This is a genomic window from Kordiimonas sp. (genome assembly GCF_048260245.1).
Classification (GTDB): domain Bacteria; phylum Pseudomonadota; class Alphaproteobacteria; order Sphingomonadales; family Kordiimonadaceae; genus Kordiimonas.
Genome location: NZ_JBLXGZ010000034.1, coordinates 20,549 through 44,653 on the forward strand (window position 1 = coordinate 20,549; position 24,105 = coordinate 44,653).

General features: G+C 54.2%; 18 protein-coding genes. 6 read left to right on the top strand and 12 right to left on the bottom strand.

The annotated features are described in order from the left end of the window. Nucleotides 1-45 precede the first annotated feature (45 nt). The 3 genes from ACN0VM_RS14745 to ACN0VM_RS14755 all read right to left on the bottom strand — a co-directional run bounded on the left by ACN0VM_RS14745 (nt 46) and on the right by ACN0VM_RS14755 (nt 2,252). Nucleotides 46-573, bottom strand: a complete 528-nt coding sequence (locus ACN0VM_RS14745; RefSeq protein ID WP_417451660.1) for an adenine phosphoribosyltransferase — start codon at nt 571-573, stop codon at nt 46-48. A gap of 153 nt (nt 574-726) precedes the next feature. Then, a complete protein-coding gene (gene arsB, locus ACN0VM_RS14750) occupies nt 727-1,743 on the bottom strand; it encodes an ACR3 family arsenite efflux transporter (RefSeq protein ID WP_417451676.1) in 1,017 nt (338 codons plus the stop codon). A 20-nt stretch (nt 1,744-1,763) separates the two neighbouring features. Then, a complete protein-coding gene (locus ACN0VM_RS14755; protein ID WP_417451661.1) occupies nt 1,764-2,252 on the bottom strand; it encodes an arsenate reductase ArsC in 489 nt (162 codons plus the stop codon). 55 nt (nt 2,253-2,307) lie between these two features. Between ACN0VM_RS14755 and ACN0VM_RS14760 the strand changes: the two genes are divergently transcribed. Beyond that, nucleotides 2,308-2,907: a DedA family protein gene (locus ACN0VM_RS14760; protein WP_417451662.1), complete on the top strand. Its 600-nt coding sequence runs from the start codon at nt 2,308-2,310 to the stop codon at nt 2,905-2,907. Nucleotides 2,908-2,948: 41 nt separating this feature from the next. Here the strand turns inward: ACN0VM_RS14760 and ACN0VM_RS14765 are convergent, their stop codons facing one another. From ACN0VM_RS14765 to ACN0VM_RS14800, 8 genes are all read right to left on the bottom strand, one after another. Beyond that, nucleotides 2,949-3,920: a DUF2336 domain-containing protein gene (locus ACN0VM_RS14765; RefSeq protein WP_417451677.1), complete on the bottom strand. Its 972-nt coding sequence runs from the start codon at nt 3,918-3,920 to the stop codon at nt 2,949-2,951. A gap of 202 nt (nt 3,921-4,122) precedes the next feature. Next, entirely contained in the window at nt 4,123-5,112 is a 990-nt protein-coding gene (locus ACN0VM_RS14770; protein ID WP_417451663.1) for a DUF2336 domain-containing protein, read from the bottom strand. Between the two features lie 230 nt (nt 5,113-5,342). Then, nucleotides 5,343-7,862, bottom strand: coding sequence for an ABC transporter permease (locus tag ACN0VM_RS14775; RefSeq protein WP_417451664.1), 2,520 nt, complete (start codon nt 7,860-7,862; stop codon nt 5,343-5,345). 30 nt (nt 7,863-7,892) lie between these two features. Further along, nucleotides 7,893-10,325: an ABC transporter permease gene (locus tag ACN0VM_RS14780; RefSeq protein WP_417451665.1), complete on the bottom strand. Its 2,433-nt coding sequence runs from the start codon at nt 10,323-10,325 to the stop codon at nt 7,893-7,895. A gap of 62 nt (nt 10,326-10,387) precedes the next feature. Then, complete coding sequence (locus ACN0VM_RS14785; RefSeq protein WP_417451666.1) at nt 10,388-12,814, bottom strand: FtsX-like permease family protein; 2,427 nt, start codon at nt 12,812-12,814, stop codon at nt 10,388-10,390. Nucleotides 12,815-12,926: 112 nt separating this feature from the next. Continuing rightward, entirely contained in the window at nt 12,927-15,410 is a 2,484-nt protein-coding gene (locus tag ACN0VM_RS14790; protein WP_417451667.1) for an ABC transporter permease, read from the bottom strand. 33 nt (nt 15,411-15,443) lie between these two features. Next, nucleotides 15,444-16,127, bottom strand: a complete 684-nt coding sequence (locus tag ACN0VM_RS14795; protein WP_417451668.1) for an ABC transporter ATP-binding protein — start codon at nt 16,125-16,127, stop codon at nt 15,444-15,446. 128 nt (nt 16,128-16,255) lie between these two features. After that, a complete protein-coding gene (locus tag ACN0VM_RS14800; RefSeq protein WP_417451669.1) occupies nt 16,256-17,617 on the bottom strand; it encodes an efflux RND transporter periplasmic adaptor subunit in 1,362 nt (453 codons plus the stop codon). A gap of 193 nt (nt 17,618-17,810) precedes the next feature. Between ACN0VM_RS14800 and ACN0VM_RS14805 the strand changes: the two genes are divergently transcribed. The 3 genes from ACN0VM_RS14805 (at nt 17,811) to ACN0VM_RS14815 (ending at nt 21,110) form a co-directional block, all read left to right on the top strand. After that, nucleotides 17,811-19,226: a sigma-54-dependent transcriptional regulator gene (locus tag ACN0VM_RS14805; RefSeq protein ID WP_417451670.1), complete on the top strand. Its 1,416-nt coding sequence runs from the start codon at nt 17,811-17,813 to the stop codon at nt 19,224-19,226. After that, nucleotides 19,216-20,568, top strand: a complete 1,353-nt coding sequence (locus ACN0VM_RS14810) for a sensor histidine kinase (RefSeq protein ID WP_417451671.1) — start codon at nt 19,216-19,218, stop codon at nt 20,566-20,568. Before ACN0VM_RS14805 ends, ACN0VM_RS14810 begins: the two co-directional genes overlap by 11 nt. A 74-nt stretch (nt 20,569-20,642) precedes the next feature. Next, entirely contained in the window at nt 20,643-21,110 is a 468-nt protein-coding gene (locus ACN0VM_RS14815; protein WP_417451672.1) for a hypothetical protein, read from the top strand. Between the two features lie 19 nt (nt 21,111-21,129). Here ACN0VM_RS14815 and ACN0VM_RS14820 read toward each other — a convergent pair whose 3' ends face one another. After that, entirely contained in the window at nt 21,130-21,555 is a 426-nt protein-coding gene (locus ACN0VM_RS14820; protein WP_417451673.1) for an Lrp/AsnC family transcriptional regulator, read from the bottom strand. 173 nt (nt 21,556-21,728) lie between these two features. Between ACN0VM_RS14820 and ACN0VM_RS14825 the strand changes: the two genes are divergently transcribed. Beyond that, nucleotides 21,729-22,814, top strand: a complete 1,086-nt coding sequence (locus tag ACN0VM_RS14825; protein WP_417451674.1) for a saccharopine dehydrogenase — start codon at nt 21,729-21,731, stop codon at nt 22,812-22,814. A gap of 4 nt (nt 22,815-22,818) precedes the next feature. Beyond that, nucleotides 22,819-23,985 carry a saccharopine dehydrogenase C-terminal domain-containing protein gene (locus ACN0VM_RS14830; protein ID WP_417451675.1) on the top strand — a complete coding sequence of 389 codons (1,167 nt, stop codon included), beginning with the start codon at nt 22,819-22,821 and terminating at the stop codon, nt 23,983-23,985. Nucleotides 23,986-24,105: the final 120 nt, after the last annotated feature.

The window sequence follows — 24,105 nt, forward strand, 5'->3', positions numbered from 1 at the left end:
CATGGCAATAGTAAAAAGGGCTCCCTGCGGGAGCCCTTTTCAATTTCAGTCTTTAAAAGTACAAAGGCTGACCACACGCTCACAACGCGCCTGCAGGCGGCCTGGCCCGCCCAATTGGGGCAACTCTACGATAAAGCCGCACCCCACCACGTCGCCACCTTGTCGTTCAAGCAGCGCGAGAGCTGCCTCGGCAGTGCCGCCAGTGGCGATCAGGTCATCGATAAGGAGGATGCGATCGCCCGCACCAAAAGCATCCATGTGCATTTCCAGCACTGCCTCTCCATACTCCGAGGCGTAGCTCTCCTCAATTGTCTGGTGCGGTAGCTTGCCCACCTTGCGTATGGGCACAAAGCCCGCTCCAAGCCGGTGGGCGACTGCCCCGCCAAGAATAAAGCCGCGCGCTTCGATACCAGCCACTTTCTGGATGCGGTCGTTCTTGAAGGCGGTAACGAGTGCATCAACGGTGTGCTTGAACGATGCCGGGTTAGCGAATAGCGTCGTGACATCGCGGAACATGATCCCGTCCTTCGGAAAATCCGGGATCGTGCGAATATAGGACTTCAAGTCCTTCATGTGGAAGACCTCTCCCAAAGGTTAATCAGGCCTGCACTGTATGCCGGTCTGCGGCTTTGGACAACAAAAGAGCGAGAGAAGCCGATAAGTTTCAACGCCTCGAAAACGGCGGTAAAAAACCTGCTCTGCCCGCAACCATCGACAGCAACTGTTTCAGGTAAAGCGCTGCCTTGTACGGTTCGCAAATGCCACGAGAGACAACATGACAGGAACCTCGACCAAAACCCCGACCACTGTTGCAAGCGCTGCACCGGAATTCAGCCCAAAAAGGCTGATCGCCACCGCCACAGCCAACTCAAAGAAGTTAGAGGTACCGATGAGAGCGGCAGGCGCTGCGGTGCTAAACGGCACACGCCACAAATAGGCCCACGCGTAAGCCACAAAAAAGATGCCATAACTTTGCACCAGCAAGGGCACGGCGATCAGCGCGATCACCAGTGGTCGGTCGAGAATCGTCTCCGCTTGAAAACCGAACAAAAGCACCACAGTGGCCAAAAGACCGATGATGGAATAGGGCTTCAGACTTAACGTGAAACGCTCGATCTCCGCATGGTCACGACTGCGGTCAAGCCGCTTGCGGGTCACATAACCGGCAAGGAGCGGGATGACTACATAAAGAGCCACTGACAGCAGCAGCGTTTCCCAGGGTACCACAATGTCTGTCACCCCAAGCAGAAGCGCGGCAAGGGGCGCAAAGGCGAACACCATGATAAGATCATTGATTGAAACCTGCACCAGGGTGTAGTTGGCATCACCCTTGACCAACTGGCTCCAGACAAAGACCATTGCTGTACAGGGCGCGACACCCAGCAAAATCATGCCGGCAATATATTCTTTCGCTGACGCCGCATCGACGAGGTCGGCAAACAGATATTCAAAGAAAAGCACCCCGAGCGCCGCCATGGTAAACGGCTTCACCAGCCAGTTCACAACCAGCGTGATACAAAGCCCCTTGGGTTTTTTGCCAACGTCGCGAATCGAGGCAAAATCGACATTCACCATCATGGGGTAAATCATAACCCAGATGAAGACAGCTACCGCAATGTTTACATTGGCATATTCCATGCCGGCAATCGCCTGAAAAACATCAGGCATCACGGCCCCCAGCGTGACACCGGCAAGAATGCATAGCCCCACCCACAAGGAGAGATACCTCTCGAAAAGGCCCATGGCGTTATCGCTTTGTTCACTCATAATAGCTCACCCTCTATACGTGCTTTCAATAGCGCGAACGCCTCATCAAATGCGGCTTCAATCTCTTCATTTGTTCCGGTTGCCTTAGCCGGGTCCGGTGTGCTCCAGTGCAGTTTCTTCGGCGCACCGGGGAAAATTGGGCAGGTCTCGCCGGCAGCCTGATCGCAAACAGTAATGACGTAGTCAAAAGATGTATCTGCAAATTCGTCCCATGATTTGCTGCGCGGTGCATCCACAGGAACACCGTGCCGCTCGAGCGTATCAAGGGATTTGGGATGAACATACCCCGCAGGATCACTGCCGGCGCTGACAGCCTGAATGCGTCCCTGTGTCAAATGGTTAATCAATGCCTCCGCCATGATGGACCGGCATGAATTTCCTGTGCATAAGACCAGAGCGTTACATGATTTACCACGGCTCACTTTAAATTCCTTATTTCCAGATTTATCGATATATTGACGTGTAGTAGTAATCTTAAACACCATCAGATGACAAGGGCTTTGCGTGAGGGTACTCTCCCCTCACACAAAGGAGCCCTGAATGCTTGATTTCTCCCCGCAGGATTGGCTGGCTTGGCTCCAGTCGCTGACGGACGACCCATTAATTTTGCTGGCGCTTATTGCCGGACTTTCGTTTTTCGCTGATAGCATTGCGATTATTGTGGCTGGGCTGTTAGTCGGATACGGTAGTCTGCCTTTTGCAGCTACCCTGCTTGTCATGCCTCTCAGCCTGCTAGCTGGCGACGGGCTGATCTACATTGTCGGCCGACTGGCGAGGGGAAATAAACTGGTTGCGCGCTTCATACCCGAAGACAAGGTAGTCCTGTTCAGCGATTGGCTTAACCCACGGGCGATCATTGTATTGGCGCTGTCGCGCGCTATTCCGGGCAGCCGCAGCCTGATATACCTCAGCTTCGGGTACCTTCATTTTTCACCCCTGACTTTCGCACTGGTAACCGGGATTACCGGTTTTGTCTGGTCGGGCTTATTGCTGATAATCGTCTCTACCGCGACTCAACTATTCTCGCATTATGGCACGAGCCTCAGTCTGCTCGCAGGCATCATCAGCGCGGTGATCGTTATTATACCTGCATGGTTGGGCACACGGCTCAGCGAGAAAACAACGCTACCCAAGCCTTGAACCCAATTCGAGCCTGACAGTCGACCGACCGTCGTGGCCAGTTAGGCTGACACCCCGCGCTTAACGGAAATTTCATTGATTTTAAGAGCACGGCAAATGCGCTGAGCGGCTGATTTTCCGTATCCCGCCTCATGAATAAGCTGGAGGATTTCACGCAGTTCCCCTCTTTCCAGCACAGCGCGTACCTTGCCGAGCGTTGCCTCCGACTCCAGAGCCAAAGCACTGCCGAGGAACTGAAAACTGCCACGCTCGACCATCTCAAGGGTCAACGTCTCGTTCAGCCGCCCCTGCCGCTTGAGATCAACTACATAGCCGTGCACCTGTGCCGGGCCAGCTTTCGCTATCTGCTTCCATAAGGTTTCATACTGGGTTTTGAAAACAAGTTCTGCCACCAACTTTTTCGGCAAGCTATAGTTCGCCATAAGGACGCGCTTGTAATTCTCTGAAACCCGCCTGATGATTCGCTCGACCGCGCTTAGGGACAGGTCCTGACGAACGCTTAGAGGTTCAATCACCCGTTCATTGTCCGAGAAGCGCTCAAGAGCCTTGTCGCACAGGCGATCACTCATCACGATATCTGTATTGGCCACCACGATCGCGGCCGTCTTGTCTGAACCGTTGGCGAGCAGAGCAAATGCTGTCTGCTCCCCTATACCGCGACGACGGGCGATGCGCATGTGCGCGTGTTCTTCAAGCTGCGGCACAAGGCCTGCCCACTGGCCGTCATCCAGTGTCAGAGAATCGGCGATAAACGGTCCGGAAACGCTTTCAATGTCGCCGATAATGCGCGCCGCCAGATCATAGGGGATATTGCGGCACAGCCTTAATTCGAAAGACAGTGTTTCCCGCACCTGAATGCTGAGATCCTGCGCCAACGCCCGCGCAATATTGCTCGCAGCTTCCATTTCTTCTTCGCCGTGGTCGGCGGTTGCCAGAAAACGTGAAACGCGCTTGGCCAGAACCACTTTTTCTAAGCGGTCAGCGTTTACAAGCGTACCAAGGGCCAAATCCATCACTTCGTGACTCCACAATAAAAAACGTGCCTCAGAAAGGCGACCCTCACCTTCGCACTTAAATGTTATTATTTACCCAAGGATCAGATAAAATTTGTCCTAATTTGTCTCACACTTCACCCATTGCCCTGGCGATAATCGCCATTAAAAAGGCCGCACCCATAGAAGAATGCAGCCTTCATTAACGCGTTCGGACTCCCGGTCAGGCGACTGCGGGCTCCGGCGCGGGAGCCACTTGCGTAGCCTTGCCATAGAATCGTTTAGCCAATTGCAGAAAACGGGGTGCCATCGTTTTGCTGACATTTGCCATTTGCATCAGACGCACAAAAGCGGCGGGATCTTTCAGCGATAGAATTTCACGAATACGTCCAAGCGGCAGTCCTGCCTCAAGCGCCAGCGCACTCTCCATGAACTGATAACAACCGCGCCCTGCTATTTCTATTACCAGCAAATAGTTCAAACGGCGATCATTCCTCAGGTCTGTAGCAAACGCATGCACCTGCGTAGGCCCAGCTGTTTTTATCTGTGCCCACAGAACCTCAATTTTACTATCTTCAGTCACCCGGGACGCAACCCCGCCATCAACCGAATAATGCTCAATCAACATCTCACGGCAATGATCTGAGACATAGCTGATCATGTGCTCAACTATTCTGAGTGGCAAGTCACCACGCCCCCCGAGGTGATCCATCAGCCGAAGATTACCCGAATATCGGTCCACAATCTTATCGCAAGCGCTTTCGGCAAGCTCAATGCTGTCGTTGCGCACCAGCGATGTGACGGTCGGCTCCTGCCCGACTGTGGCCAGTTTGAGCTGCAAGGCGTCCGACAAGTCAGTGCGGCGTGCTACCGTTACAAGGCTCGTTTCCTTCAGCCCCGGCACCAATCGCAGCCAGTCTTTTTCGGAGAACACTTTTGTCTCGCTCAAAAAGGCGCCCGACACAGTTTCAATATCGCGGGCGATCTGCTCCGCCAGATCAGGTGCCAACGTTCTGCATTTGCGCAATTCATACGCCAATACCTCTCGCACCTGTGCGCTTACGTCCTGAGCCAGAACTCGGGCCACATTCTCGACAGTAGCACGTTCTTCCCTGACCTGGTCGGCCACAAGGAATTGGCCCACACGCTTCGCGAGGGCCATTTTTTCCAGCTTGACTGTATCGACCAGCATCATTGTTTTCATACCGCTCATCAAATTGGGCTTCTGTCTTGCCTGAAGGCCAACAAAGGGTACATGCCTATTCCAACGCTTATTTCAAGCAAACCAAGGTATTTCGTCAAGGGATGCCTAAAATCTTAATTAATTTTCCGCACCAAAACACCAATCCCGGAGAAGGGAAATCGGCAAAAAAAGGGGGCCTGAGCCCCCTTAAGTTCATGCCCGGGGGTTTCCCCCCGACGCGAGAGATTTGATGGCAGCCGCTATTCGTACCTGAGCGCGTGAATGGGGTTCGTCTGCGCGACCTTTAGGGCACGGGATGCTACCGTGAGCCAAGCGACCAGCAAAGCCACCCCCCCTGCGGCGAGCGTCATGATCAAGACGACTTCACCACCCAACCGATACTGGAACCCTTCCAACCACCCTGACATCAGGTACCATGCTGCGGGCCAGGCGATAATATTGGCGATGAGTACCGGTCGGGAGAATTGCCAAACCAGTAGGCTTACGATATCGCGCACGCGTGCACCCAAAACCTTGCGAATGCCGATTTCCTTGGTCCGCTGCTCCGCCGTGAAGGACGCCAGCCCATATAGCCCCAGACAGGCCACCACCACCGCCAGCACAGAAAAAGCGGCGAACATTCTCGCTTGCGCGTCTTCTGCCTGGTACTGGGCGTCAATCATATCATTGAGGAATTCGCGGCGCAGCGGGACAAGCGGCGCATGCCTGTTCCATACCTCGTTCACATTCGACAAAAGACCGGGAATATTGGTCGTATTAAACGCCACAGTGGCCACACTAAAACGGTGAGGTTGATTGAGATAAACCGTCGCCCGTACACCAAATTTGAGCGAGCGATAGTATACGTCGGGTACGACGCCCACGATGGTCAGGTCATACTGCCCTGTACGGAACAGGTTGGAGCGCAGGACACGACCCACCGCATCAGCCGGTGACGCCAGCCCTAAAGCCCGCATTGCACTTTCGTTGATGATCGCGGTTGCAACACCCGTCCGATCCTCACCTTCCGGAATGACAGTTATTTCATCGGTGCCATAGGCCTTGTCGAATGTTCGACCGGCAAGTGGCGCTATATCGTAGGCTTCAAAAAAGCCATACCCCATTGAATGATAGTTGAGGACAACACTGTCACCAGTTGTGCCTGCATCTGCGCCCGCCAGAAGGGTAAAACCATTGTTGTTTTCGTTATCCTGACTCGGCGCTTCACTCGATAGAACGACATGCTGCACACCCGGTAGTTTAGCCAGGCCCTGAACGAGCTCATCATGCTTCGAACTGACACCGTCACGGCGCAAACCGAGAAGCGCAAGCTTGCTATCGTAGCTGTACCCTACATCCATATTACGGGCATATTGGGTTTGGCTATAGATCACTGCAGTGCAGACGATCAGCCCGATGGATATTGCGAACTGAAACACAACCAGCACAGTCCGGAATTTGCTGGCACCGCCTGCGTCAGAGGACTTGTTCGATTTCAGTATCTTCGACGGACGGAACCCCGACAGATAGGCCGCCGGATATAAGCCTGACAACAGGCCAACCGCGACAGCTGTAGCAAGAAGCCCAACAAGAAGCGGCAAATCGTCAATCAGACGAAATTCAAGGCTACGGTCAATCGCGTCATTATAGAGCGGCAGAAACGCCTCAACGCCCACAAGCGCCAGAAGAAGCGCGGCAAATGCGACCGCGACTGCTTCGCCAAGGAACTGGCTTGCGACTTGCCACCGCGACGCACCCATCACCTTGCGGATGGCAACCTCCCGGGCGCGGCGCACGCCACGTGCAGTGGAAAGGTTCATGAAGTTGATCGACGCAATTACAAGGATGAGCAAAGCGACAACAGCAAAGGCATATACCGACTGCACATCCCCCATCGCATTTAAATCACCCAGGTTACCAGCATCCCCGCGGGCACGCAGATGCAAATCATGCAGCGGCATAACGTTCATTTTGATAAAATCGGTGGGCTTGCCCTCATTTCCGTTATTGCGGACGTTCTCCAGGAAGGGGCTTTCATTGTCGACCCAATACCAGATACGGTCTTTCAGCTCTTGAGCCGTCACGCCGGGGCGCAGCTTGAAGTATGTGTATGTATTTACGCTGTACCATGTGTCGAGGATATTTGGCGCAGCAGCAAACATGGAAGGATGCATGTAAAGAAGCATATCCAGCGTCATGTGGCTGTTTTCCGGTAGATTCCTGAAAACGCCTGTTACCTGCACTTCAAGTTGCTGTCCTTCCATGCAACACGCCGTCAGCGTTTCACCCACGACATCGGTACGGCCAAAATATTTGATTGCAAGGTCCTCGCTGATGACAAGGTCCATGGGTTTGGTAAAGACACTGCCCCGGCTGCCCGCAGCCAGCGGCAGGTCGAATACATCAAAAAAGCTGCCATCCGCAAAGGTTACTTCCTCATCGAAGGCGCGGCCCTCATGCAGAATCGACGTTCCTTGGCGGACCAGCCTGACCCCTGCCTCAACTTCAGACGACGCGTATGACATCACGGCGTCCTTCATGCGCCCCGCTGAACGAACAGTCAGGAACGGAGGCCTGCCATCGGGATAAAATGCGCTGTGTAGCCTTACCACCCGATCGCCTTCCGGCACCCAGGTGTCATAGGTCAACTCATCACGCACAAACAGCAAGATAAGGATGCAACTCATCAGCCCGATAGCAAGACCCAGGATGTTGATTAAGGAAAATAACCTGTTCTTGATGATATGCCGCCAGGCAGTCATGACATAATTTCTAAACATGGGGATGTCCTCGCTTTCCTGTAGGTATTGTTATTCGTGCCGAAGTGCGGTGATGGGGTTGGACCGCGCCACAAGCCACGCATGTCCAATGACTGTCAGCCAGCCGACCGCCAGTGCCAGCGCGCCGATAAGGAAGAACGGCAGCACTGCCAGATCTATGCGGTAGGCAAAGCTGTTGAGCCAGTCATTGAGAAAATAGAACGCTGCCGGCCACGCCAGAAGGTTGGCAAACAAAATCGGCTTGGAGAACTGCCACAACAGCAGACGAATGATATCGCTGAAGCCCGCCCCAAGAACTTTGCGGATGCCGATTTCCTTTGTGCGGCGCTCGGCCGTAAATGACGCAAGCCCATATAGCCCCATACAGGAAATGGCCACCGCCAGCGTGGTAAAGACTGTCAGAATATTCCCGAGCCGGTTGTCAGTCTGATATTGCTGCGCAACCATATCAGTCATCACCCGATAGTTGAGCAAACTATCGGGGAATGTTTCGCGCCACGCGGTTTCTATATGCGCGATCGCCGCCTCACGATTTGCACCGTCTATACGCACGCTCATGTCAGATTGCCGCAGTTGATCCACATAGTAGATACCCGGACGGATAACATCCCGGGCGCTGTCGAAGTGAAAGTCATCCACGACACCCACAATGGTAGCGCCGATGCGCAAGTTGCTGGACAGGTCTGTCGGCATAACCTGCCCGATTGCTTCATCGGGCGTCTGAAAGCCCAGCATTTTGGCCCCCGCCGCGTTTATCACGATGTTGGCGCTCTCCTTGTAGGTCGGATTTGCTTCTCGCTTGCGCAAAATATCCGCTGCACTATCGGACAGGTAACGGCCTGCCAGCAGCTTAATCTGGTAAGCCTTGAAGAAGTCCGGCCCAATGGGCAGGCCATCAAGCATCACCGGCTCCCCGCCGGTCAGCGGACGTATGTTGAGCCGGTCTTCGCTGCCTTCCGTGGGCACATCAGATGAACGGCCCACGGATGTCACATAAGGGCTGGCAAGAAGGCGCTGCTTGAATGTCTCGGACTGGTCACCATTGGCGCCAGATACGACGATTAGATCATCAGCCTCGAAGCCGAGGTCAAGCTGGCGGGCATAATCGGTTTGCTGATTGACAAAAAAAGCGATGATCATAAGCGCAACCGAAATAGAGAACTGCGCCACCACAAGCCCTGCACGAAGGCCCGCTGTTCCGGCGTCGGGCGAGGTATTGCTGTAGAGCACATCGCGCGGTGCCAGCATGGCAAAATAGCCCGCGTGCAAACTGCCTGCGCTGAGGCCCACGCCTATGCCAAGCGCCAGAAGCGCCGCCAGAAGCGCCGGGTCGCCCATCAGATCCATCTGAACGAGAGAAGATAGAAATTCATTATAATAAGGTAGCGCCAGTTCCACCAGCGCGAGGGCAATCACCAAAGAGATCAGCGAGAGCAGCACCGATTCACACAGGAATTGCTGAAGTATCTGACTGCGACTTGCACCCAATACCTTGCGCATGGAAACCTCGCGCGCCCGGTGGGCCGTACGCGCCATGGAAAGATTGAGGAAGTTAACAACTGCGATTACGAGAATTAGCAATGCCACAGCGAGAAAGCCGTACAGCACGTCAGGATCACCATTCGAACCATTGCCATAAAGATGCACATCTTCAATACCCACGAGCGACAGCACCATAGACCACGTACGGCCAGTTTCCATGCCGTCCTGGCCTTTTGGCAAGTGGCGTTCGACAAGGCCCGGCAACTCCGCGCGAATCATCGCCATATTTGTGCCGGCGGCAAAGCGCACAAAAGTCTGGCGCAGCGCAAATCGCCAATCTTCGGTAAACCAGCGCGCGCCGACAAAATACTCGCGATTGAACGGCACGATAAAGTCATGCACGACCACTGAGTTATCACGCGGGTTCTCTACCACACCGGAGACATAAAAATCACGGAATTCGCCCCCGACCCGGAAGGATATCGGCTTACCGAGCGCTGCCTGGTCGGCAAAGTATTTTTGTGCAGTACGTTCACTGATCACGACATTCGACAATTGCGAAAGCGCGGCTTCCGGACTGCCTTCGATGAAGTTAAAACCGAAAAAGGCGAACAGGTTGTCATCAGCAAATAGCGCTCGTTGGGAGAAGAGCTCGCCCTCTTTCCGGATAGTGACCTCCGCATCCATGTAGCGGGTGATGTCCTCCACCTCGCGGAATGTTTCGAGGAAAATGTCCTTCAGGGGATCAACCGCATTGGGTGAAGGCCGGTCCGGCTGCTCAGGACGCGTGTAGGTGTTTTCCAGGTGGTAAATGTCACCGGCACCGTCCCAGTGGCTATCCCATGAAAATTCGTCGCGCACAAAAAGCGTGATGAGAATAAAAGCCGCCAGACCAATCGCCAGACCCGCGATGTTAATGAGGGAAAACAGTTTGTTACGCAGCAGGTTGCGCAGTGCCGTTTTCAGATAATTTGCGAACATTTTATGCTCCTGCCTTTTCTCGTGTGGTCTGTTTGTGGGTCGGCACTGTAACGTCTTTGACTTTATTCATATCTCAGCGCCTTGATCGGGTTCGAGCGGGCGACCTTGAGTGTGTGGCCAATGATAGTGACCCATGCGACCAACAGCACACCCAACCCTGCCGCCAGAAACGGCAACGGTGTCAGACTGACACGGTCGACAAAGCTTTCGAGCCACTGGTTCAAGCTCCACCACGCGATGGGCCATGCGATCACGTTGGCGATAATTACCGGCAGGGAGAATTGCCACAGAAGAAGCTGCACAATGTTGCCGGTGCGCGCACCCAGCACCTTGCGAATGCCAATTTCTTTCGACCGACGCTCGGTCGCCAGAGCCGCGAGGCCATAAAGCCCCATAACCGCGATAAACACCATCACACCGGCGCTGAACAGCAGCAACCAGCCCTGACGACGCTCAGCGTCGTAATATTCGGCAAAGGCATCGTCAGCAAACTGGCGCCTTATCGGAAGTTCGGGGAAAAACTCGCGCCACGTGCGATCAATTGCCGCCAGTGTCTGTGGCATATTGACCGGGCTGACGCGCATCACGATATGGCGATATTCGCGCGGTCCAATCCAGAAATAGGTCGCGCTGGGTTTCGAGTGTGCAGACCGTGTGCGAAGGTTTTCCACGACACCGATAATGGTTGAGCGATACTCTCCCCATGTGTAGGCATCATGACCAACGGCATCTTCGGGACTTTTAAAGCCAAGCTCGCGCGCAGCAATATCATTGAGAACAATGGCACGGGACGCACCCTTTTTGGGCTCGGTTTCGGCGTCGGACGGAAAGTCCTTTGAGAACAGGCGCCCCGCGATAGGCTTAACACCGAGAAGAGGCAACAGCTCAGTCGACACGGCAAAACGACGTGTTACCACTTCATTCCCCGTATCGACCCGGAGGTTATTATTGTTGTTGTAGTTATGCCCCGGCATGCCGTGGGATGCCGCCACAGCCTCAACACCGTCAATACGTGAGAAGGCATCCCGCAGTGCCTCCTGACGCTCCAACACCAGAGGGCGCTCAATACCGTCGACACTGATGACTTGCGCACTATCAAAACCCTTACTCTGGCTACGGGCATACTCCGCCTGCATGAACACCACCACGCAGGTGGCCAGTAGGCCAATTGTCGCTGCAAATTGCAAAACAATCAGCGTGTTCCGGAAACGCACCCCAAGTGACGGCTTGATACCAGAGAGATAATCAACCGGGCGGAACTTCACCGCCACCATTGCCGGATAAAGGCCACAGATAACCCCCACCAGCAAAGTGCCACCCAAAAGCCCGAGCATCATTTCAGGGCCGTATATGAGGCTGGTGGAAAGCTCCCGGTTCATCAGTTGACTAAATGTCGGTAGCAACATCTCGGCAAGCGCGATCCCGATCAGCATGGAAATAAATGTCAGCGACACAGACTCCACGAGCACCTGCACCATCAGGTGACGCGCCTCTGCCCCCAGTGCTTTCCGTATGGCAATTTCGCGCACACGCTTCATCGCGAGCATGGTGCCCAAATTGGTCACATTGATAATAGCAATGCACAAGATCAACAACGCTATCACGCCAGCGGACCAGAGATTGGCCAAACTGCCCCGACTGTCGCTGCCGCCCACTTCGCTCATTAAATGTGCATCCATTGCACGGGTCATATGGAATTCATATTCCGGCGGCATGCCTTGGTCGATCCGGTCCTGAAAGCGGTCAGACGGGCCAACACGGCGCACATATTCGTTAAACCGCCGAGACAGGTCCTGAACGTCTGTCCCCTGCTTCAGACGCACATAGGTTGGCCCCCAAAACGACCCCCATTCCTCCCGGACCCATGGGCGATAATCCAAAAGGTCGGACGATATGGGGATAATAGCGCTGACCTCAAGATCGGACGCCGCAGGCCAGTCGGGCATCACACCTGTGACACTTTTCAGGTATTGTCCATCCAGTTTTACTGTCTTGCCGACAACCGGGCCCTCACCAAATATGCGGCGTGCATCGGTTTCGCTGAGAACAATGGAATCCGGTTTGTCGAGCGCTGTGGCCGCATCGCCCTCAAGCAGCCTGATCCCCATAAGCTCAAAGACGCCAGGGTCACTGAGGGTGATTTCCTGTTCAAAGGCCTTGCCATCAATGGCCAGCGCCACCCGCTCGGTCAGGAAGCGGGCATACAGCTCAATTTCATCAAATTCATCAGCCAGGACAGAGGCAACCACCGGCGGGATTGTCTCACCGCGATAATGGATCTCACCACTTTCGGCATAGTGATTGGTTTCGATCCGCATAACCCGGTCGTTCTCGGGAATCCAGCGGTCGTAGGACAGCTCAAAATTCACATAAAGCAGGATGAGGAGACACGCCGCCAAGCCCACAGCCAGCCCCATGGTATTGATGAACGTATATTGCTTATAGCGCATCAGGTTGCGTATCGCTGTCATCATATAATTTCTAAACATGGCTATCCTCGTGTGTCCTCGCTACGCCACTTTTCTGGCTGATTATTGCGGGTACGGTTGCAGGTATGATTGCAAGTGCGGGCCCGCCCTGGAGCCGGCCCGTTCGTCGTTCTTATTCGTATCGGAGCGCATCAATCGGATTTGAGCGCGCCACCCGCGCCGCATTTCCGCCCACTGTTGCCCAGGCAATGGCAAGGGCTACCCCGCCCGCGAAGAGGCACAAGGGGAACAAAACCCATGCGTCAATCCGGTAGGGGAACCCCTCCAGCCATTTCATCATGCCCCATGCTGCAATCGGCCATGCGATAAGATTCGCGAGCAATACAGGCTTTGAGAATTGCCACAACAGCAGGCGCACAATATCAAAGACGGATGCCCCCATGACCTTGCGGATACCGATTTCCTTGGTGCGGCGCTCTGCCGTGAAAGAAGCAAGGCCATATAACCCAAGGCAGGCGATCATCACCGCAAGCCCTGCAAAGATCGCCAGAAGAAACGACTGATTTTCTTCAGACTGGAATTCCCTGGACATGACCTGATCTACATAGTCATAGCTGAAAGGAACTGTTGGGATCATCGACTTCCAGACAGCCTCAATTTTGCTCGCAATATCCGCCGGATTGCCATCAAACCGAACATTGAAGTTCGAAAAACCGAAGGGCGCCAGCTGATACATTTCCGGGCGCATCACTTCCCTGAGTGATTGGAACTTGATGCCCCCGATAACCCCGATAATGGTAAATTCTGCCGTGCGGTCATTACCCACGCCGGTTTTAACCGTCTTGCCAATAGCGTCTTGTGGTGAGCCAAAGCCAAACCGACGCAGCGCGCCTTCATTGATAATGATGTTGCCCTGCAACAGGTCTCCCTCTTCTGCTGTGAAGCCGTTGGGCATCATATCAAGAGCATGGTCGCGGCTGTAGGCACGGCCTGCGATAACCGGGATCTCATAAGTGTCGAAAAACTCATAATCGACCCGGTAAACGCCAATGAGGGCAGACTGTTCACCCTCTTCGGTCGCAAAGCGCACCGTCGAATTGCTTTCGTTGCCACTTGACGGTGTATCGCTTGAGAACGCGGCATTTGTCACCCCAGGAATGCGCTTCACCTGCTCCTTGAAGGCTTCTCTCTTGTCCACAGCACCCGTACGCGCCGTATTGCCGACAATCATCAGGTTGTTCTTGTTGAAGCCAGGGTCCATGTTCGTCGCGTAAAGCTTCTGACCATAGACAACACCAGTAGACACAATAAGCGCAATGGAGATAGCAAACTGCATTACCACAAGGACACTACGCAACCGCGCCGAACCACTTGATTCCGCTGACTTGTTAGCCTTCAGCACTGACGCCGGACGGAACCCGGAAAGGATAAGCGCCGGGTATACCCCACCCAGCATGCCAACGACCACAACCAGCCCGAACAGGATCGCCAATGTCATGCCATCGAGATAGTTAAAGACAAGGTCTTTGTTCACAAAGCCATTAAAAAATGGCAGAATAACCTCAACGAGCACGATGCCAAAAATCAGCCCAATCACAGCGATCAGAACAGACTCGCCCAAAAACTGCATAACAAGTTGTAGGCGTTTGGCACCCAATACCTTGCGAAGTGCGACTTCTCGCGCACGCTGCGTTGACTTGGCCGTCGCCAGATTCATGAAATTGATGCAAGCGATGAGCAAAATAAGACCTGCGATGGCCGAGAATGCCAGAACCGTCGCCATGTTTCCGGTTGGCTTCATCTCCCCGTCCCGCACACCTGCCGGATCAAGCTGAATAGCCGTGATCGGTTGCGTCGTATAATGTACGAAATCGGACGCATTCCCATCGAGGTTGCTTTGCGGTATTTCGATATATTGATTGGCAAAATCGTCGAGACGACTATTAACCGTATCAATCGCTTCGCCATCTTTGAGGGTGAAATAGACGTAGTTGTTCACACTGAACCATTCAGCGAATTCCCAGCCCTGATCGACAAAGTCTTTTTCGTCGATCATCGCCATGCCCTGGAAATCCAGCACCGTGTTATGGGGAAGGTCCTTGTAAACGGCACCGATGCGATAGTCACGCGCCACGCCCCCAACGCTCAGGGCAAGGGTTTCGCCAATAGGATCAGCATCTCCAAAATATTTTCGGGAAAATGTCTCATTGATGGCAAGACTGGCGTTATCGTTGAGGCTTTGGCGCAAGTCGCCTGCGACAACATCAAAATCAAAGATATCAACCGTTTCCGGGTCGGTCCACATAAGGGATTCGCTGAACACATCATCCTGTTTTTGCATGATGACCCGCATGCTGTTGAAACGGGTCACCGCTTCAATCTCTTCAGGAAAATAGTTCTTGAGTGCCACCTTGGTGGGACCCTGTGCCATCACCGACACAAAGGGTTCACGACCCGGAGGGCTGAAGGTGGTATGCAGGCGGTAAATACGGTCAGCATTTGACCAATGCTTATCGTATGAAAATTCGTCACGTACAAAAAGCATAATCATGATGCAGGCCGCGAGGCCCACCGCAAGACCGATGATATTGATCGCGCTATATAGCTTGTTTTTTATCAGGTTTCTGAGCGCTACAGTTATATAGTTCTGGAACATTGTTCCCTCCCGCTGTCGTCTTTTTTTTTGTTTTTAGACTGCTGCGCGCAGATTCTCGGTCACCACATGGCCGTCAAAGAGGTTGATGGTACGGCGGGCATAGTCCGCATGCGCCGGGCTGTGTGTCACCATAACAATGGTCGTGCCCTCTTCATTCAAGGCCTGCAGCATTTCCATGACCTCCTGGCCATGCGCGCTATCGAGGTTACCAGTGGGTTCATCCGCAAGGATCATCGCCTGATCTCCCACAACCGCCCTTGCCACCGCCACACGCTGCTGCTGGCCGCCCGAAAGCTGGCTCGGCATGTGTTTGGCACGGTGTGCGATGCCGACCTTGTCCATCACGCGCTCAACCCGTGCCCGGCGTTCGCTGGCGGGAATATTGTGGTAGAGAAGGGCAAGCTCGATATTTTCCTCAACCGACAGTTCGTCGATCAGGTTGAAGCTTTGAAAGATGAAACCGATGTTCTGTTTGCGAATGTTCGACAGTTTGGCTTCCCCGTATCGCGCGACATTTTCATCCATGAAGATATAATCGCCGCTTGAGGGTGTATCGAGCATACCGATGATGTTGAGAAGCGTTGACTTGCCGCACCCGGACGGGCCCATGATGGCAACAAATTCACCACTTTCAATTTCAATATTCACGCTGTTGAGCGCTGCGGTTTCGACCTCGTCGGTGCGGTAAACCTTGGAGAGATTATGCAGTTTCAGCATTCCGTGTTCCTTTTCCTCGTTGCCCCTGAAAGACTTGAGTGGGGCTTTTTATGGTGTATGGGCCCGGCGCCCTTTTTTTCTTCAAACAACTACCGGGCCGTGCCTCGCGTCGTGTCTCGGACCGTATTTTATTCTGCACCCAGCTTCAGACGGTCCATTTCCAAAAAGCTGGTATAGGGTGAAGTGACAACCCGCTCGCCGACCTCAAGACCTTCAAGCACCTCAATAAAGCGGGAGTTGCGGCGACCAAGGCGCACCGTGCGCTTGACAGCTTCCGAGCCATCCTCTGTCACGACAAAAACCCAGTTGCCGCCGGTATCCTGATAGAAGGCGCCGTTCGGGATCAGCGTTGCTTTGGTCGCGTCACCCAAGGTGAGTTTGGCCTGAAGCGTCTGGCCGCGACGAATGCCTTCCGGCTGCCCACCTTCAAAGACAAAGTCCACTTCGAACTGTCCATTGGCGACCTGCGGGTAAATCTTGGCAATATTCATGCGGTAATCGTCGCCGCCGCGCTCAAAAAGGGCTTCCTGGCCGAGGTCGACACGGCCAAGGTAAAATTCGTCAATCATCGCTGTAAGCTTATAATTTTCCGGGTCGTCAATCTGGCCAAGACGCCCGCCGCGCGTAATGCTTTGGCCAACTTCCACGTTAAACCCGGAGAGCTTGCCCGCGACCGGTGCACGTACATTCAGCGCCGCCAGGTTTTTGTGGGCAAATTCAAGGCTGGCCTCAAGCTGTGAGCCTGACTTTTGCAGGAACGCAAGCTGAGTTTCCTGCATCCGGGCATCTGTTGCCTGACTTTCAAGCGTCACAGCGCGGCGCGCACGATAGTAGGCGAGTTCATCTTCCGTCTGGTCCAACTGGGACTGCGACACTGCGTTTGTTCTGATCAGTTCGCGTTCGCGGTTCACCTGGCGCTCAAGCCGCTTGATCTGGTAATCAAGTTCTACAAGGTTGCGCTTATGCTCAAGCCGGTTCTGCTCAAGGCTCAGTTCGATGCTCCGCATATTGTTGAGTTGTTCGGTAACCAGTGCCTCGTTGCGGGTCACCTCAAGCTGGAGCGTGGTGTTCGACAGCTCTACAATCAGGGCGCCCTTTTCCAGCATGGTGCCGTCCTCAACCAGCACGCGCTCAACCCTGCCGCCTTCGATGGCATCAAGAAACACTGTCTTGAGTGGCGTGACACGACCGCGCACCGGGATAAAATCTTCAAATGTGCCCTCACCCACCTCTGAGATCACCACACGGCTCTCATTAACCTTGAAACTACGCCCGCCCGATGCGTCCATAACCATAGAGACGATCAACGCAATAAGGGCAATGATACCACCGGCAATACCGGCCTTTTTCCATGGTGTTTTTTTCTTCTCGACCCTGCGGTCCATGCCCGAACCCGAAACCGCCCCGCCCGGCGCTCGCGCCTGCCCGCCTTGCATTGAAATGGTCTGATCTGTTTTTTTCTTTTGTTCCATATCGGTCACTGTACCCATTTGCTGTCATCCGTTACCGGCGTTTTCCCTGTACACCATATTCAGCAAGGACCATGCCACAAGTTAACCGTATGATTTTAAACGAATTTGTCACCATGTGTACGATTATGAACACAAAAAACTGTACGAAATCGAACACACTGTGTACGGTACCGCACAGCAACACAAAGACTTTTGGCAAGGACATATCCCAATGGCAGGCAAGGACGGCCATATCCTGATCGTCGATGATGACGAAGACATTCTGGTCGCGGGAAAACTGCTGCTGAAACGTCACTACGGTACAGTGGTAACCTGCAACAAGCCTGAACATATTGAAGAGTTGATGTCAGGCCAGAGCTTTGATGCCATCCTGCTTGATATGAACTTTGGCCCCGGCGAAAGCTCAGGCGCTCAGGGCTTTTTCTGGCTTGCCCGCATTCTGGAGATTGACCCCCAAGCGGTGGTGGTGATGATCACAGCGCACGGCGGTGTGGGCGTTGCGGTGGATGCCATGAAGAAGGGCGCGACCGACTTTATCGCCAAACCCTGGCAGAATGAAAAACTGGTCGCCACCCTGTCTGCCAGTGTAAAGCTCAGGCGTAGCCGGTCGGAAGCAGAAGAGCTTAAAAAAACCAACCGCACACTGGCACGAGCCGCCAGTCCCTCAAATCAACCGATACTGGGAGAAAGTGCCGCCATGCAGGACGTAATGTCCATGGTGGAACGCTCCGCCCCTACGGATGCCAATGTGCTGATTCTGGGGGAAAATGGCACCGGCAAGGAGTTGATTGCGCGCGAACTGCACCGTAAGTCCTTGCGTGCTGACAAGGTGTTCATGTCCGTTGATCTTGGCGCCGTGACCGAAAGCCTGTTTGAAAGCGAGTTATTCGGTCACAAAAAAGGTGCTTTCACCGATGCCCGTGACGATCGGATTGGTCGTTTGCAAGCAGCACATGGCGGCACCTTGTTCCTCGACGAAGTTGGTAACCTGCCACTCCACTTGCAGGCCAAACTCCTGACAGTACTGGAACAGCGCAGGGTGATGCCCGTTGGATCAGACAAGTCTATCCCGATCGACGTGCGGGTGATTTCAGCAACGAATGTGCCGCTCGCCAAGCTGCGTGACGAGGAAACCTTCCGTCAGGATCTGCTTTTCCGACTTAATACGGTGGAGATTACCCTGCCGCCCCTGCGCGTGCGCGCTGACGATGTGCCGGAACTGGCAGATTATTATATCGGACTTTACGCCCGAAAATACGGCAAGCCTTCCAAAAGCCTGTCATCCGATGCGCTTACAGCACTCAAATCATATGGCTGGCCCGGCAATGTAAGGGCTTTGCGGCATGCGGTGGAACGAGCTGTCATCCTGTCGGAGGGGGATATGTTTGAAGCCGCAGACTTCCAGTTAGATGCTCAGCCAAACCAGGCAGGCGATGTTGCCACGGTTAAAACTGAAACATTCGACCCCGGCACTACCAGCGTCGCTGACCTAAACCTTGAACGCATCGAGCGTGCAACCATTGAGCAGGCGCTGAAAAAACATCGCTATAATATCAGCCACGCCGCCAAGGACCTGGGGCTGACACGTGCCGCACTATATAGAAGGATGGAAAAGCATGGGCTTTAAAAAATTCAGCCTCATGCTGGCGGGTCGGCTGACGCTGATCATGGTGTCCTTGCTAGCGCTGACATATCTTGTAGCTGTTCCTGGCTACCACGCAGCAACCCTGCTGGTGTTTTTTGTTGTTGGCGCGCAAACATGGGAAGTGTTCAACTTCGTCTCCAAAACCAATGCCGAGATCACCCGTTTCCTTGACGCCGCGCGCTATGCGGATTTCAGCCAGCGTTTCAACTTGCATCGCCTTGGCGCGGGCTTCGGCGAACTGGGTGAAACCTTCACCGACATCCTGAACCGGTTTCAGGCGGCGCGTTCCCATCAGGAGGAAGAGCTTCGTCACCTTAAGGCGCTGGTGGAACACGTGCCTGTGCCGCTTATATCATTGCATGCCGACAGCAAGATCACACTTTGGAATAATGCAGCCCGCCGTCTATTTGGCAGCGCCCACGTAACACGAGCCCGCGATCTTGACCAGTTTGGCGGGGAGTTCGGCAAACAGCTTCGAGACCTGCAGGCAGGGGAAAGGCGCCTCGCGAATTTTGCCAGTGATGATATGAACCAGCAACTTGCGCTCGCCGCCACCCAGATTATTATCGGTGGCCACAGCGAAAAACTCATCAGCCTGCAGAACATCCAAAGTGAACTGGACGGGGCACAACTACAAGCATGGCAGGATCTGGTGCGTGTGCTGACCCATGAGATCATGAATTCGATCACACCCGTGGCGAGCCTTGCCAAGACAGCAGTTGATCTCGTCGAAGACGTGTCTGAAAAATTGCACGGCAACGAAGAACTGGTTGAGGAACTCGGCGATGTGAAAGATGCTGTCGAGACGGTTGCTCGCCGATCAGACAGCTTGATGCAATTTGTTTCAAGCTATCGTCGTCTCACCCGCCTGCCCCCACCGGAGAAAAGACTTGTACGGCTTGATGAGCTCTTCAGCAGCGTCGCCAAAGTTGCGGCGATAGGCTGGGGCAAGAAGAATATCACGCTCACCACCATTATCGAACCGGCCGAGCTGGATATATCCGCCGACAGGGACATGATCGAACAGGTGTTGATAAACATGCTCAAAAATGCCGAACAGGCCATGGCTGATCGCACGGCATCTACAGTGCAGCTTTGTGCAAGGTTGAACCGCCGCGGCCATGTTATCATTGAAGTGACTGACGACGGCCCCGGCATCCCTCCTGATATCGCGAAAAAAATCTTTGTCCCTTTCTTTACTACCAAACGTGACGGCAGTGGCGTGGGCCTTGCCCTCACCCGGCAGGTGATGATCGCCCATGGCGGCAATGTCAACGTTGGCGCGAGAGAGGGCGGCGGCGCCAAGTTCACCCTGACGTTCTGACCCTTGCTCGCAAAATTGCCATGATTTGCGCGAAAACTGCTATTCTCGCCAACATCCAGTTATGGAGTTGCCCAGTGATTAGCCCCAAATTTCCGCAGCCACAGTCGCGTGCCAAAGTACGCACTGCTGCCTCGCCGGTGGCGGGACATGAACGGATAACAAGAACGGGGCTGCTTCTGCTCATCGTGGCGCTGGGGCTGGCGTTTGCTGCATCGCGGGCAAAGGCCGACGATCTTTCCAAGGGTGACTACGCACAATGCGCCGTGTATCAGGACGATGAATTTGTCGGGCACGACAGCGTGTGTCTCGCACAGAAACGTGCCGCGCTAAGGTTTTTAGAACGGCGCGGACGTCATGATGCGTATGACAGAATAAGGGCGCAACCATACCGCTGCCCGCACTGGGCCAATGGCGGACGCGGATATAACGCAACCTTCTTTTCAGACGGTACACCGCCAATTTACGCGGGCACGTTCGACGCAACACTGAACGGCAGGCCATGCCTGTCCAACCCGTCCTATTATCGCCACAGCTATTATTGAGCGGCACCTCATTGTCCGCTCAGCTTTCCTTTTTAGCCGACAGAACCAGCGAGGTGTTGGTCTTGATCACACCGTTGATGGCAAGGATGAAATCGAGCGTCTGATCGATCTCTTCCATGGTTGGTGCCTTGACGATGGCGATCAGGTCAAATTCCCCGCTCACCACATAAAGCGTCTTGATCGGTGCATGGGTTTTCATCAGGCCAATCGCCTGCTGCGCGTATTTCTGGTCAATGGACAGAAGCACGTGGGCGGAAATAAGCTTGCCCTCATATTCCTCATGTTGCTTGACAGTAAAACCGGCGATGACCTTGCGGTCAATCAACCTGTTTATCCGGTCCTGAACCGTTGAGCGGGATAGCCCCAGCTTGCGGGCAAGCGCTGATGTCGCTTCCCTGCTGTTAGCTGTCAAAAGCTTCAATAACTTTTGGTCGGTGGTATCCAAACCCCAGCCTCCTTTGTCTCGAAAATGCCGCATGCAAAGCATTGTCACTTTACCGGCATAAAACAACAAAAACCGTCAAATCAACGAAACAAATATAACAAATTGCTATTTAGAACCGGCATATACACGCCTAGAGTCAACAAAGGGACGGAATAATGTAAGTGAGTGGTGGGATGTCGAAACTGACACTTTGGCTTCGTGATGAAGCCCGAAAAACTGAGCGGCGGACACCCTTGTTGCCCGATGGCACAAAAGAGCTGATCGCAGCTGGAATCAATGTCGTTGTTGAAAAATCGGACAAGCGTATTGTTGACAACGCACGTTACGCGGACGCAGGCTGTACAATGGCAGAAGCTGGCGCGTGGGAGAAGGCCCCCGACGACGCTGTGATCCTCGGCCTCAAGGAGTTGCCAGAGGCACCACACTCGCTCAAGCATACCCACATCTATTTCGCCCACGCCTTCAAGAAACAGAGCGGCTGGCAAAGCCTGCTTGGACGCTTCATACGCGGTGGCGGGTCCCTGCTGGATATCGAATATATGACCCGGGAAGACGGCCGGCGGGTTGCTGCCTTTGGGTTCTGGGCGGGTTATATGGGTGCCGCGCTTGCACTGATGCAGTGGTACGACCAGAAAGCAGGTCGTCCGTCCTCAATCAACGAAGGGCTCACACCGTTTGAAAGCGCCAAGGCGCTTGATGAACTGATCGCCAGCAAAGCTATCTCTGGTACGGCGCCAACGGCACTTGTCATCGGCGCAAGGGGGCGCAGCGGCACGGGTGCCGTCAAAATCCTGGAACACCACGGCGTCAAAGTGACAGGATGGGGGCGCGAGGAAACCAGCCAGCTCGACCGCGACGCAATCCTCGGTCATGACATCTTGATCAACTGCGCTTTTGTCGCAGACAATATCCCCCATTTCCTGACACCGGAACACATCACCAAAGAGTGCCGATTGAAGGTTATCTCAGATGTTTCCTGTGACCCGTTCAGCGACTATAACCCGCTACCGCTTTATGATGCGCCGACGTGCTGGAAAACGCCGGCCATTGCCGCGCGTACCCGCTCGGGCAGCGTGGATCTGATCGCTGTCGACAACCTGCCCTCTTTATTGCCGACCGAGGCAAGTATAGAGTTCGCAGGCATGATGCTGCCGTATCTAAAATCATTGAAAGACCGCAAGAACGACCCTGTCTGGGTTGCGTGCGACTCCGCTTTCCGGCGCACCTGCGCTGCCATTACCGAACGTAAGGCTTCTTAACTTTATGTCTGATACAAAACACATTCACTGGATCGGCGCGGGCCTCGCTTCAGGCCCCGGGCTTGTCGCACTGGCAACGGAGCTGGGTAACGTCACAGTCTGGGATATGAGCGACGAACGTGCAGTCATGCTGCAAAGCCAGATGCCTGCAGGCAAGACACTGGGTTTTGGCAAGCTTGATCTGGGCGACACCGCATCAGTCGCCGCCTTTAAAAGCCAACTGCACCCTGGGGACATTGTGGTTTCCATGCTGCCGGCTGCGCTGCATGTCACAGTGGCCAATATCGCGCTTGAGGCAGGCACCCATATGGTGACATCCAGCTATGTGGACGATGCCATGGCGTCGCTCGACGCGGCGGCAAAAGCCAAAGACGTTGCCTTTGTCAATGAAGTTGGGCTGGACCCGGGCATCGACCACCTGTTCGCGCATATCCTCGTGGATGCGGCGCGCGACGCCGGTGTACTGGGTAAAGGCTACAAGATAGACTTTGTCTCTCACTGTGGTGGTATCCCCGCAGAAAAAGGCGGCTTTTCCTACAAATTTTCCTGGACGCCATTTGGCGTTCTGAAGGCGCTGACCAACCCGGCGCGTTGTATTGAGAATGGCGAAGAGAAGCTCACCGAAAAGGTCTGGCATGACGTATCGGAACTGGAAGTGGCGGGTGAAACCTTTGAGGTTTACCCCAACCGCAACAGCATGCCCTATATCAGGGAATACGGCCTTGATGGTGAAGACAGGCTCGAAACCTTCGTGCGCGGCACGCTACGCCTTGGCGGCTGGAAAGACGCATGGAGCGATATTTTCACGCAGGTGGAAAACGGCGATGCCGCGAGCCTTAAGGCGCTCTCCGAAAAACTGTGGCAGGAACACCGCTATGGCGATGACGAAAAAGACCGTGTGGTGCTCTATGTAGCTCTTAAGGCGCGTGACGAGAACGACGAGACCGTATGGTCGGCCTCACTAGCGCTTGACGAAGTTGGCAGCGGCTGGCAGACCGCGATGGCACGGACAGTGTCGCTGACCGTGGCACAAGCGATCAAGGCCGTCCGGCGCGAGGTATTCAAGCCAGGCGTGCATGCGGCGCTCACAGATGCCGCAGAAGCAAAAAAATGGTTGCGTGGTTTGAAAGATGCCGGGGTTATGATCCGAGCAGAAAACATAAAGCTATAGGATGAGAGCTTTGTCAGAAACACAAATCACCGGTGGTCAGGCGCTGATTGACGCGCTGCTGGCGAATGGAAGTGATATAGCGTTTGGTGTGCCGGGAGAAAGTTACCTCGCCGCGCTTGA